Origin of the sequence: Rhodococcus sp. NPDC059179 (assembly GCF_042754885.1) — a bacterium.
In the GTDB taxonomy this organism is placed as follows: Bacteria; Actinomycetota; Actinomycetes; order Mycobacteriales; family Mycobacteriaceae; genus Rhodococcus_G.
Window position 1 is genome coordinate 100,797 of the sequence record NZ_JBHZBV010000005.1, and the last position, 12,947, is coordinate 113,743.

The window sequence follows — 12,947 nt, forward strand, 5'->3', positions numbered from 1 at the left end:
GTTCGCGGTCGGGACGGTCAGACGGTGACCTTCTCCAACTGTTCCTCCGGTGGCGGCGTGGCCTGGGCGGCGAGGCGCAGGCCGAGCACCGACTTGCGCTTGCCGTACGCGAAGTAGATCGCCACGCCGATCGCCATCCAGACCAGGAACCGGATCCACGTCTCCACCGACAGGTTCAGCATCAGCCACCCGCAGGCCAGCACGGCGAGGATCGGCACGAAGGGAACCAGCGGTACCCGGAAGCCGCGCGGCAGGTCGGGGCGGGTCTTGCGCAGCACCACGACGCCGATGCAGACCAGGACGAAGGCGAACAGCGTGCCGATGTTGACCATTTCCTCGAGGGTGCCCATCGGGAAGAACGCCGCGAGCAGCGCGACGATGACGCCGACGATGACGGTGATGCGCACCGGGGTGCCCTTGGCGCCGGTCTTGGCGAGGCCGCGCGGCATCAGGCCGTCCCGCGACATGGCGAACAACACCCGGGTCTGACCGAGCATCATGACCATCACGACGGTGGTCAGTCCGGCGAGGCCGCCGAAGTTGATCACCATCTCGGCCCAGGTGATCCCGTGCGCCTCGAAGGCGGTGGCGAGGGTGGCGCTGCTGTCGCCCACGAGCGGGCTGCCGGTCTTGAGGTCGGTGTACTTGACCATGCCGGTGAGCACCAGGGTCACCCCGACGTAGAGGACGGTGACGATGGCGAGTGAACCGAGAATGCCTCGGGGCAGCGCCTTCTGCGGGTTCTTGGTCTCCTCGGCGGTGGTGGCGACGACATCGAATCCGATGAAGGTGAAGAAGACGAGGCTGGCCGCGGCGAGCAGGCCGTACCAGCCGTAGCTGCTGCCTTCGGCGCCGGTGAGGAACGAGAACAGTGTCTGGTGGACTCCGCTCGACCCGCCCGACGAGCCTGCAGTCGCGTCGGTGGGCGGGATGTACGGCGAGTAGTTGTCCTTGTTGATGTAGAACGCACCGACGACGATGACGAGCAGGACCACGGCGATCTTGATGGCGGTGATGACCGCCGACACCCGCGAGGACACCTTGGTGCCGATCGCGAGCACGGTGGTCAGCACCCCGATGATCAGCAGCGCGCCCCAGTCGAAGTCGATCGGGCCGAGGTGCGCGGTGGTCGAACCGCTCGCCCCGATCACGTTCCCCAGGTACAGCGACCAACCCTTGGCCACCACCGCCGATGCGAGCGCGAATTCGAGAATGAGGTCCCAGCCGATGATCCAGGCGACGAACTCACCGAATGTCGCGTAGGAGAAGGTGTACGCGCTGCCTGCGACAGGAACGGTGGAGGCGAACTCCGCATAGCAGAGGGCCGCCAGCCCGCAGGCGATCGCCGCGAGGACGAAGGCAAGTGAGATGGACGGTCCGGCAACGTTTCCGGCCGTCCGTGCGGTGAGGGTGAAGATGCCTGCGCCGATCACCACGGCGACACCGAAGACCGTCAGGTCCCAGGCGGTGAGCTCCCTGCGTAGTCGGGTACCGGGTTCATCGGTATCGGATATCGACTGTTCGACGGATTTGGTGCGCCAGATACCGACTCCGGGCATGGATGGCTCCTTGGTTGACTCCCGATGGCCTCGTGGGCCGCCGGTGCGGGCTGTGCTTTGGCCAGATGTGACCTGGGTCTCAATGGCGGTGACGAGGGAACCACCTGCCGAGGGTGATCCGCAACACCCGGTCCGCCGATGGTGCACCGTGCGCAGCAGTACGCCGAATGGTTCGCCCGAACTGTGCAATGTGCTCAGGCGGCTGTCCCGCGGCGGGCAATGGCTTGACATTCCTGTGACGCGTCTTACAGTTCATTCCGGGCCGGTACTCCGCCCGTCGCGGCACAAATCGCCGTAACTCTTTGTCCTACAACAGGTTCACCTCACAAGGGTGGCATTTGTCGTGGGCTGACCTCAGGAGCAGCATTGAGCGCCATCAACTCACTGGCCGAACAGGACTTCGAGCAGCTGTCGATCCAGCGCACGGAGAACGGCCTCGCCAGCATCATCGCCGTGCACGACACCACCCTCGGGCCCGCGCTCGGCGGCGTCCGGATTCGCAAGTACGAGTCCGACGATGCGGCCGCCGCGGACGCGATGCGGCTCGCGCGTGCGATGACGTACAAGGCGGCGCTCGCCGGGCTCGCGCTCGGCGGTGGGAAGAGCGTGATCAACGCCGATCCCCGCAGCGAGAAGACCCGCGCGCTGCTCGAGGCGCACGGCAGGCACATCGGGCTGCTCGGCGGTCGCTACATCCCCGGCGCCGACATGGGAACCGGTCCCGCGGACCTCAAGGTGATCGCGGAGCACGCACCCCGGGTCTCCAGTGACGGACGTGACCCCTCGCCGTACACGGCAAGGGGAGTGGTCGCCTCGATCTCGGCGGTCGCGAACCATCTGGGTCGAGAGGGCGTCGAGGGTCTGCGCGTGGCCGTCCAGGGTGCGGGCAACGTCGGCCTCGGCATCGTCGAACTCCTCTCGGCGGCCGGGGCCACCGTGTTGGTGGCCGACCCCGACCCGGAACGGGTGCGGCTCGCGGTGGAAGGCTTTGGCGCGCAGGCGAGTCCGCTCGGGGACATCCTGCACGCCGACGTCGATGTGGTCTGCCCCGCCGGTCCGGGTCTGGTGATCGACGAGCGGACCGTCGACCGGCTCAAGGCGGTGGCGCTGGTGGGTGCAGCGAACAACATGCTCGCGTCGCCGGAGGCGGGCGCGGCTCTCGCCGCCCGCGGCATCGTGCACGTCCCGGACTTCGTGTCCAACGCCGGCGGACTGATCTCGTGTGAGGCGGAGGTGAACGGGGTGAGCGATTTCGTCGGGCGGGTCGACCGGATCGGTGACGTGGTGATGGAGATTCTCGACCACGCCAGGGAGACCGGCGTGGACAGCTCCGCCGCGGCGGTGACTCTGGCGGAACAGCGGATCGCCGAGGTCCGCGCGGCCTGAGCCGTAGGGGGCGTTCGGCCGCCGACACGCCCGCGCCCCTGCGGTTTCCGGATATTTCCGGCCCCGCAGGGGCGCGTGAGGACGAGCGGGGCCTACGGCACGTAGCGGACGGCGCCCTTGTCGGCGGAGGTAGCCAGCGCGGCGTAGGCGCGCAGCGCGGTGGTGACGGTGCGCTGGCGGTCGACCGGCTGCCACGGACGCTCGGACGCCTCCATCTTGGCGCGGCGCTCGGCGAGCACCGCGTCGTCGACGAGGATCTCGAGGGTGCGGGTCGCGACGTCGATGCGCACCTGGTCACCGTTTTCCACCAGGCCGATCACGCCGCCTGCGGCGGCCTCGGGCGAGATGTGCCCGATCGACAGGCCCGAGGTGCCGCCGGAGAAGCGGCCGTCGGTGATGAGCGCGCACTGCTTGCCGAGGCCGGAGCCCTTGAGGAAGGCGGTGGGGTGCAGCATCTCCTGCATGCCCGGCCCGCCCTTGGGGCCCTCGTAGCGGACCACGATGACGTCGCCGGCCTTGATCTTCTTCTGCAGGATCACCGAGACGGCCTCCTCCTGCGACTCGACCACCACGGCCGGGCCCTGGAAGGAGAACAGCTCCTCGTCGATGCCCGCGGTCTTGAGGATCGCGCCGTCGAGCGCGATGTTGCCGCGCAGCACGACCAGGCCGCCCTCGACGGTGTACGCGTGCTCGAAATCGCGGATGCAGCCGCCCGCGGCGTCGGTGTCGAGCGAGCTCCACCGGTTGGTCGTGGAGAACGGCTCGGTGGTGCGGACCCCGCCAGGAGCGGCGTGGAACAGCTCGAGAGCCTCGTCGGTAGCCTTGCCGGAACGGATGTCCCAGTCGTCGAGCCACTCGTCGAAGCTCTTCGTGTGCACCGTCGAGACGTCGGTCTCGAGCAGGTTCGCGCGCCGCAGTTCGCCCAGCAGCGCGGGGATTCCGCCGGCCCGGTGCACGTCCTCCATGTGGTAGTCGGAGTTGGGGGAGACCTTCGACAGGCAGGGGACCTTGCGGCTGATCGCGTCGATGGTGTCGAGGTCGAAGTCGACCTCGCCCTCCTGCGCGGCGGCCAGGGTGTGCAGGATGGTGTTGGTGGACCCGCCCATCGCGACGTCGAGGGCCATCGCGTTGCGGAACGCCTTGGGAGTCGCGATGTTCCGCGGGAGCACCGACTCGTCCTCGTCGCGGTAGTACTTGAGCGCGGCCTCGACGACCGTGGTGCCCGCGCGGGAGAACAGTGCGCGCCGCGCCTCGTGGGTGGCCAGCGTGGAGCCGTTGCCGGGCAGCGCAAGGCCGAGCGCCTCGGTGAGGCAGTTCATCGAGTTCGCGGTGAACATGCCGGAGCAGGAGCCGCAGGTCGGGCAGGCGCTGCGCTCGATCTCGTCGAGGCCCTCGTCGGAGACGGCGTCGTTGGCGGAGGCGGAGATGGCGACGACCAGGTCGGTGGGGGCCTGTGCGACCCCGCCGACGACGACGGCCTTGCCTGCCTCCATCGGACCGCCGGAGACGAAGACGGTCGGGATGTTCAGGCGCATCGCGGCGTTGAGCATGCCGGGCGTGATCTTGTCGCAGTTCGAGATGCAGACGAGCGCGTCCGCGGTGTGCGCGTTCGCCATGTACTCGACGGAGTCCGCGATGATCTCGCGGCTCGGCAGCGAGTAGAGCATGCCGCCGTGGCCCATGGCGATGCCGTCGTCGACCGCGATGGTGTGGAACTCGCGCGGCACGCCGCCCGCGGCCCGCACGGCGTCGGCGACGATCTCGCCGACGTCCTTGAGGTGCACGTGGCCGGGGACGAACTGGGTGTAGGAGTTCGCGATCGCGACGATCGGCTTGCCGAAGTCGGAGTCCGTCATTCCGGTTGCGCGCCACAGGGCGCGGGCTCCGGCGGCGTTACGTCCGACGGTGGTGGTGCGTGACCTCAACGGGGGCATAGGACTGTCCTTACTCGTCGCACTGTGTTCGTTGCCGTGACTCGAGCGGCTCCGGCGGGCTGGGCCGGTGGGCGGGTCTTCGGCGAGGGTGGGTGCCGGCGGCGCCCCGTCCCGTGGCGTCGAGTGTCCGATGCAACGCTACTCGCGGGCTATTTCGTCCCCGGATCCGACTCCGTGCCGGACTCCGCTTCGGCGTCGTCCGCGGCGGCCTCGGCCGCCGCCTTCGCGCGGGCCGCACGGTCGGCCGCCGCGTAGGGGTCGGTCACCCGGCCGCCGCTGGCCGCCGCGATCTGGGGGAGCCGCCCGAAGGTGACCACCGGCAGGCTCACCTCGGTGCCGTCGGTCAGGTCGGCGCGCGCCCAGCCGCGCTTGGGGAAGCGGAAGCCTTTGATCTGGCCCCACTCGATGTTCTGGCTGGAGAACATCCGGCGAAGGCGGAGTCCCTCGGCGGTGACCGTGGTGCGCACCCGCAGCATCCACCAGGCGACCACGACGGGGATCACCAGCAGGACGGAAAGGAGCGCCGGGTTGGTGAGCACGATCGGGCTCATGCAGATCGCCAGCAGGCCGACTGCGAGGAGTCCGAGCTTCGAGATGTGTATGGACTGCTCGATCGGTTCGGCGGTGTGCGAGGATGATGTTGGTGGCACGGGCTGCGATGAGGATGACACCGCACCATCCTTGCATTGCAGTCAGCGCTTCTCACATTCTGGGACAGCAGACTCACCAAGTTGACTGTTCACCCTTGACGCGCCTACCTTCGAGCGCGTGAAGCAGAATGAGTTGCTCGTAATCGGCCGGCGCGTCGTCGCCTGAGTCGATCGAAGTCAACTCACAAGCACGACGCGCCACCCTCGTACAGCAAGATTGCTGACGGGGGTTTTTTCTTGCCCGGAGCCAGCTTGAACCGTCAAGACCAGAGGATTATGCAGTGAGCGCACCAACCGCACGGCCGCAGCCCACGCCGCGCAAGTCGGGGGGATCGGGTCAGCCCAGCCCCGCGTCAGCGCCGGCCGCCCAGCCCGGTAACCGCCGTCAGATCGCCCCCGAGCGGGTGACCGGCGCCCAGTCCGTGGTTCGAGCTCTCGAGGAGCTCGAGGTCGACACTGTATTCGGTATTCCCGGCGGCGCGGTCCTGCCTGTCTACGATCCGCTGTTCGACTCCAAGCGGGTCCGCCATGTCCTCGTCCGGCACGAGCAGGGCGCCGGCCACGCGGCGACCGGGTACGCCCAGGCCACCGGCAAGGTCGGCGTCTGCATGGCGACCTCCGGCCCCGGCGCCACCAACCTGGTGACCCCGATCGCCGACGCGCAGATGGACTCGGTCCCGATCGTCGCCATCACCGGGCAGGTCGGCCGCAGCCTGATCGGCACGGACGCGTTCCAGGAGGCCGACATCTCCGGCATCACCATGCCGGTGACCAAGCACAACTTCCTGATCACCGACGGCGCCGACATCCCGCGGATCATGGCGGAGGCCTTCTACCTGGCGTCCTCGGGTCGGCCCGGCGCCGTCCTCGTCGACATCCCGAAGGACGTGCTGCAGGCGCAGACCACGTTCTCCTGGCCGCCGGAGATGCACCTGCCCGGCTACCGGCCGGTCAGCAAGCCGCACGGCAAGCAGGTCCGCGAGGCGGCCCGGCTGATCGCCGAATCGAAGTCGCCGGTGCTCTACGTCGGTGGCGGCGTCATCAAGGCCGACGCGTCCGACGTGCTGCTCGAGCTCGCGGAGCTCACCGGGATCCCCGTCGTGACCACGTTGATGGCCCGCGGCGCCTTCCCGGACAGCCACCAGCTGCACTGCGGCATGCCGGGCATGCACGGCACCGTCGCGGCGGTCGGCGCGCTGCAGAAGAGCGACCTGCTGATCACCCTCGGCGCCCGCTTCGACGACCGGGTGACCGGTCAGCTCGATTCGTTCGCGCCCGACGCCAAGGTCATCCATGCCGACATCGACCCGGCCGAGATCGGCAAGAACCGGTACGCGGACGTCCCGATCGTCGGCGACTGCGGCGAGGTGATCACCGAGCTGATCGAGGCGATCAAGGCAGACCAGGCCACCGGGACCACGTTGGACTACGCCGAATGGTGGGCGTACCTGGACGGTCTGCGCAACACCTACCCGCTGGCCTACGGCAAGCCGTCGGACGGCGCGCTGTCCCCGGAGTACGTCATCGAGGCCGTCGGCCGGCTCGCGGGCCCGGACGCGATCTACTGCGCTGGCGTCGGCCAGCACCAGATGTGGGCCGCGCAGTTCGTCAAGTACGAGAAGCCGCGCACCTGGCTCAACTCCGGCGGCCTCGGCACGATGGGCTACGCGGTGCCCGCCGCGATGGGCGCCAAGATGGGCATGCCGGACACCGAGGTGTGGGCCATCGACGGCGACGGCTGCTTCCAGATGACCAACCAGGAGCTCGCGACCTGCGCGCTCGAGGGCGTGCCGATCAAGGTCGCGCTGATCAACAACGGCAACCTCGGCATGGTGCGCCAGTGGCAGACGCTGTTCTACGACCAGCGCTACTCCAACACCAACCTCGGCACGCACGGCACGATCCGGATCCCGGACTTCGTCAAGCTCGCGGAGGCGTTGGGCTGCCACGGAATTCGCGTCGAGCGCGAGGAGGACGTCGAGGCGGCGATCCGCGAGGCGCAGTCGATCAACGACAAGCCGGTGGTGATCGACTTCATCGTCGGCGCCGACGCCCAGGTGTGGCCGATGGTGGCCGCTGGCACCAGTAACGACGAGATCCAGGCGGCGCGGGGCATCCGCCCGCTGTTCGACGACGACGAGGCTCTCGCCGAGCCCGCCGTGATCCACGAGGCCATGGAGCGCGAGCAGCAGTCCGGTCAGGCAGCTGCCGCAGCAAGGGAGGACAACCAGTGAGCACCAGCCACACCCTCAGCGTTCTCGTCGAGGACAAGCCGGGAGTGTTGGCCAGGGTGGCCGCGCTGTTCTCGCGCCGGGGCTTCAACATCGAGTCCCTCGCGGTCGGGGGGACCGAACTCCCCGACGTTTCCCGCATGACCATCGTCGTCACCGTCGACGAGTTCCCGCTCGAGCAGGTGACCAAGCAGCTCAACAAGCTGATCAACGTGCTCAAGATCGTCGAGCAGGACACCGAGGGATCGGTGGCCCGCGAGCTCGTGCTGATCAAGGTGCGGGCGGACGCCAGCGTCCGGACACAGGTTCTCGAGACGGTGAACCTGTTCCGCGCCAAGGTGATCGACGTCTCGCCGGAATCGGTGACCATCGAGGCGACCGGCACCAGGTCGAAGCTCGACGCGCTGCTGCGGATGCTCGATCCCTACGGCATCCGGGAGATCGTGCAGTCCGGTGTGGTGGCCGTCGGTCGTGGGCCGAAGTCCATCACCGCTGCCCGCTAGTACTTTCTATTCACCACCCAAGTCTTCAGAAAACCCAGAGGAGAGGTAATACCAGTGGCAGTCGAGATGTTCTACGACGATAACGCCGATCTGTCGATCATCCAGGGCCGCAAGGTCGCTGTGATCGGTTACGGCAGCCAGGGACACGCGCATTCGCTCAGCCTGCGCGATTCGGGCGTCGATGTGCGCATCGGCCTCAAGGAGGGTTCGAAGTCGCGGGCCAAGGCCGAGGAGCAGGGCCTGACCGTCGGCACGCCTGCCGAGGTGGCCGAGTGGGCCGACGTCATCATGGTGCTCGCCCCCGACACCGCGCAGGCGTCGATCTTCACCAACGACATCGAGCCGAACCTCAAGGACGGCAACGCGCTGTTCTTCGGGCACGGCCTGAACATCCACTTCGACCTGATCAAGGCCCCGGAGTTCGTCACCGTCGGCATGGTCGCCCCCAAGGGCCCCGGCCACCTGGTGCGTCGTCAGTTCGTCGACGGCAAGGGCGTTCCGGCCCTCATCGCCGTCGACCAGGACCCGAAGGGCGAGGGCCAGGCGCTGGCGCTGTCCTACGCCAAGGCGATCGGTGGCACCCGCGCGGGCGTCATCAAGACCACCTTCAAGGAAGAGACCGAGACGGACCTCTTCGGTGAGCAGGCCGTGCTCTGCGGCGGCACCGAGGAACTCGTCAAGACGGGCTTCGAGGTCATGGTCGAGGCCGGCTACGCGCCCGAGATGGCGTACTTCGAGGTGCTGCACGAGCTCAAGCTCATCGTCGACCTCATGTACGAGGGTGGCATCGCCCGGATGAACTACTCGGTGTCCGACACCGCTGAGTTCGGCGGCTACCTGTCCGGCCCGCGCGTCATCGACGCAGGCACCAAGGAGCGCATGAAGGCGATCCTGGCCGACATCCAGTCCGGCGAGTTCACCCGCCGCCTCGTCGCCAACGTCGAGAACGGCAACACCGAGCTCGAGGGCCTGCGCAAGGCCAACGCCGAGCACCCCATCGAGGTCACCGGAAAGAAGCTGCGCGACCTGATGAGCTGGGTCGATCGCCCGATCACCGAAACCGCCTAGGCGGCTCCGCCGCCCGTGAGTCCTTTTGGTCCCTGACGGGGCCAGAAGGACTCACGGGCGCGAAGCGCATTTGTGCCGGCCCGGTGCCACACTCACAAGGCAACTGCCCGAGTGTGACACCGGGTCTTCGCGTTTCACCGGGCCGACAACGGATGGGGATCGATGGCAGGGGACTCGGCAGTTCGGCGTTGGCTCCCGGGCGTGGAGGTGGCCCGGACCTACCGCCGGGAATGGCTGCGGCCCGACCTCGCCGCCGGCGTCGCGCTCACCGCGCTGCTGATCCCCGCGGGCATGGGCTACGCCGAGGCCGCCGGGCTGCCCCCGGAGACCGGCCTGTACGCCACCATCGTGCCGCTGCTCGTCTACGCGCTGGTGGGTCCGTCACGAATCCTGGTGCTCGGCCCTGACTCCTCGCTCGCCCCGATCATCGGCGCTGCCGTGATCCCGCTGGCCGCGGGCGATCCGGCGCGGGCGGTGGCCCTCGCCGGGGTGCTCGCGATCCTGATGGGTGCCGTGCTGATCGTCGGTGGCCTGCTGAACCTCGGGTTCGTCACCGACCTGTTGTCGAAGCCGATCCGGCTCGGCTATCTGAACGGGATCGCGCTGGTGGTGATCGTCAGTCAGATTCCCAAGCTGCTCGGGTTCTCCGTCGAGGGCGTCGACCTGATCGGTGACGTGACGGAGACCGTGCGGGCGATCGCCGCGGGCCGGGTGGACCCGACCGCGCTGGCCGTCGGGGCGGCGTCGATCGCGGTCATCGTCGTCTTTCGGCTGTTCAAGAGTCGCATTCCGGGGGTGCTGGTGGCGGTGGCCGGCTCGATCGCGGTTGCCTACGCGCTCGGCCTCGCCGAGGACATTCCGATGGTCGGCGCGCTCCCACGGGGCCTGCCCGCGCCCGCGCTCGGCGGCTTGTCCTGGGCCGACGTCGCGTCCCTCATCGGTCCCGCCGCGGGCATCGCGGTGATCGCCTTCGCCGACACCGGCGTGCTCTCGCGCACCTTCGCCGCCAGGCGCGGCGAGAGCGTGGACGGCAACCAGGAGATGCGGGCGATCGGCGCCGCCAACGTGGCGAGCGGTGTGTTCGGTGGCTTCCCGATGTCGGCGAGCTCGTCGCGGACGCCGGTCGCGGAGCAGAGCGGCGCGAAAACGCAGCTCGTCGGGGTGGTCGGGGCCCTGCTGATCGTCGCGTTCGTGCTACTGGCCCCTGGCCTGACCGCCAACCTGCCGTCGGCCGCGCTCGCGGCGGTCGTGATCGTCGCCGCCACCTCCCTCGTCGACGTCGGCGGGATGGTTCGAATGTGGCGGATGAGCAAGACGGAGACCGGGCTGGCGCTGGCGGCGTTCCTCGGGGTGGCGCTGGTCGGGGTGATCGAGGGCATCGCGGTGGCGATCGGGCTGTCTTTCGTCGCGGTGGTCGTCCACGCGTGGCGGCCCTACCGCACCGAACTCGTCCGGGTGCCGTCGGTGGACGGCTTCCATGACATCGCCAGGCACCCAGAGGGGCACCGGATTCCGGGGCTGGTGATCGTGCGGTTCGACGCGCAGCTGTTCTTCGCGAACGGGGCGATGTTCGACGACTACGTGCGGGGACTCGTCGCGGATGCGCCCGACCCGGTCCGGTGGGTGGTGATCGCCGCCGAACCGGTCACCGGACTCGACACCACCGCGGTGGACGAGCTGGTCGAGCTCGACACGTTCCTCGACAGCCGCGGCGTGCGACTGGTCTTCGCCGAGATGAAGGGGCCGATGAAGGACCGGCTGATCCGGTTCGGCGTCGGCGACCGCTTCGGCGCCGACCGGTTCTATCCGACCCTCGATACCGCGGTGGAGGCGTTCGGCGCCAGCGGGTGAGGCGCAGTGATCCGTCCCACGAGGTGTCCACTATCTGGTATCGGCTACCCCGGGGCGGGGAAACCGCGCGGCCCGCACACTAAGCTGTCTTCGGTCACGGCCTCACGTGGGCGCCCGAGGCGGCGCCGGGCCGCGGACGAACCGCCCGACACCTAACACAGGAGTTCACTCGTGAGCCAGCCAGGCCGCCCCGTTGTTCTGATCGCAGACAAGCTCGCGCCGTCCACGGTCGAGGCGCTCGGCGATGGCGTGGAAGTGCGTTGGGTCGATGGCCCCGACCGTCCCGCCCTGCTGGCCGCCGTCCCCGAGGCCGACGCGATCCTGGTCCGTTCCGCGACCACCGTCGACGCCGACGTCCTCGCCGCGGGCACCAAGCTGAAGATCGTCGGCCGTGCGGGCGTCGGACTCGACAACGTCGACATCCCGGCCGCCACCGAGCGCGGCGTGATGGTCGTCAACGCGCCGACCTCGAACATCCACACCGCGGCCGAGCACGCCGTCGCGCTGCTGCTGGCCACTGCCCGCCAGATCCCGGCCGCCGACCGCACGCTGCGTGAGAAGACCTGGAAGCGCTCGAGCTTCAATGGCACCGAGATCCTCGGCAAGACCGTCGGCGTCGTCGGCCTCGGCCGCATCGGCCAGCTGTTCGCGCAGCGCCTCGCCGCGTTCGAGACCCACGTCATCGCGTACGACCCCTACCTGCCCGCGGCCCGCGCCGCGCAGCTCGGCATCGAGCTCGTCGACATCGACGAGCTGGTCAAGCGCTCCGACTTCATCTCCGTGCACCTTCCGAAGACGAAGGAGACCGCGGGCCTGATCAACGCCGAGCGGCTCGCCACGGCCAAGGACGGGCTGATCATCGTCAACGCCGCCCGCGGCGGGCTGATCGACGAGGACGCGCTGTACGACGCGCTCGTCTCCGGCAAGATCCGCGCCGCAGGCCTGGACGTGTTCGAGACCGAGCCGTGCACCGACTCGAAGCTGTTCGACCTCGACAATGTCGTCGTCACCCCGCACCTCGGCGCGTCCACCTCGGAGGCCCAGGACCGCGCGGGCACCGACGTCGCCAAGTCCGTGCTGCTGGCACTGGCGGGCGAGTTCGTGCCCGAGGCCGTCAACGTCTCCGGTGGCCCGGTCGGCGAGGAGGTCGCGCCGTGGCTCGACCTGGTCCGCAAGCTCGGCCTGCTCGCCGGCACCCTCTCCCCGGAGGCCGTGCAGAACGTGCAGGTCGTGGTCAGCGGTGAGCTGTCCGCGGAGAACGTCGAGATCCTCGGCCTTGCCGCGCTGCGCGGGCTGTTCTCCGCCAGCAGCGACGAGCCGGTCACCTTCGTCAACGCGCCGAAGCTCGCCGAGCAGCGCGGCGTGAGCGTCGAGGTCGACAAGCACAGCGAGGCCCTCACGCACCGCAGCGCGGTCGAGGTGCGGGCCGTCGCGGCCGACGGCACCGTCACCGCCGTCGCGGGCGCGCTGACCGGCCTGCAGCAGATCGAGAAGATCGTCAACGTCAACGGCCGGAGCTTCGACCTGCGCGCCGAGGGCCACAACATCGTCGTGCACTACCAGGATCGTCCGGGCGTGCTCGGCACCCTTGGCACCGTGCTCGGCAACGCGAGCATCGACATCCAGGCCGCCGCGCTGAGCCAGGACGTGGAGGGCGAAGGCGCCACCGTCATCCTGCGGGTGGACCGTGTGGTCGGCGACGCCGAGGTCGCGGAGGTCGTCGCCCAGCTCGACGCCCGCGTGGCCCAGGTCGACCTGTCCTGAT

9 protein-coding genes are annotated in these 12,947 nt (G+C 69.0%); 6 read left to right on the top strand and 3 right to left on the bottom strand.

All coding sequences use genetic code 11. The features are described 5' to 3' along the window. Window positions 1-17: 17 nt before the first annotated feature. Window positions 18-1,559, bottom strand: coding sequence for an amino acid permease (locus tag ACFXMV_RS13005; RefSeq protein WP_378614282.1), 1,542 nt, complete (start codon window positions 1,557-1,559; stop codon window positions 18-20). A 366-nt stretch (window positions 1,560-1,925) separates the two neighbouring features. On the opposite strand from ACFXMV_RS13005, the gene ACFXMV_RS13010 reads away from it, so the two are divergent. Beyond that, a complete protein-coding gene (locus ACFXMV_RS13010) occupies window positions 1,926-2,945 on the top strand; it encodes a Glu/Leu/Phe/Val dehydrogenase dimerization domain-containing protein (RefSeq protein WP_378502179.1) in 1,020 nt (339 codons plus the stop codon). 92 nt (window positions 2,946-3,037) lie between these two features. Here the strand turns inward: ACFXMV_RS13010 and ilvD are convergent, their stop codons facing one another. Both ilvD and ACFXMV_RS13020 read right to left on the bottom strand, forming a co-directional pair. Further along, on the bottom strand, window positions 3,038-4,879 hold the full coding sequence (gene ilvD, locus ACFXMV_RS13015; protein WP_378503285.1) for a dihydroxy-acid dehydratase: 1,842 nt from the start codon (window positions 4,877-4,879) through the stop codon (window positions 3,038-3,040). Window positions 4,880-5,028: 149 nt separating this feature from the next. Next, window positions 5,029-5,529: a PH domain-containing protein gene (locus ACFXMV_RS13020; protein WP_378502026.1), complete on the bottom strand. Its 501-nt coding sequence runs from the start codon at window positions 5,527-5,529 to the stop codon at window positions 5,029-5,031. 281 nt (window positions 5,530-5,810) lie between these two features. On the opposite strand from ACFXMV_RS13020, the gene ACFXMV_RS13025 reads away from it, so the two are divergent. The 5 genes from ACFXMV_RS13025 (at window position 5,811) to serA (ending at window position 12,946) form a co-directional block, all read left to right on the top strand. Then, complete coding sequence (locus ACFXMV_RS13025) at window positions 5,811-7,763, top strand: acetolactate synthase large subunit (RefSeq protein ID WP_378503286.1); 1,953 nt, start codon at window positions 5,811-5,813, stop codon at window positions 7,761-7,763. Then, window positions 7,760-8,263, top strand: coding sequence for an acetolactate synthase small subunit (gene ilvN / locus ACFXMV_RS13030; RefSeq protein WP_378503287.1), 504 nt, complete (start codon window positions 7,760-7,762; stop codon window positions 8,261-8,263). The genes ACFXMV_RS13025 and ilvN overlap by 4 nt, the downstream gene beginning before the upstream one ends. Window positions 8,264-8,329: 66 nt before the next feature. After that, on the top strand, window positions 8,330-9,331 hold the full coding sequence (gene ilvC / locus ACFXMV_RS13035) for a ketol-acid reductoisomerase (RefSeq protein ID WP_378499879.1): 1,002 nt from the start codon (window positions 8,330-8,332) through the stop codon (window positions 9,329-9,331). Between the two features lie 162 nt (window positions 9,332-9,493). Continuing rightward, complete coding sequence (locus ACFXMV_RS13040; protein ID WP_378503288.1) at window positions 9,494-11,182, top strand: SulP family inorganic anion transporter; 1,689 nt, start codon at window positions 9,494-9,496, stop codon at window positions 11,180-11,182. A gap of 171 nt (window positions 11,183-11,353) precedes the next feature. Next, the gene (gene serA / locus ACFXMV_RS13045) at window positions 11,354-12,946 is read left to right on the top strand and encodes a phosphoglycerate dehydrogenase (protein WP_378499875.1); all 1,593 of its coding nucleotides are present in this window, start codon (window positions 11,354-11,356) and stop codon (window positions 12,944-12,946) included. Window position 12,947 lies beyond the last annotated feature (1 nt).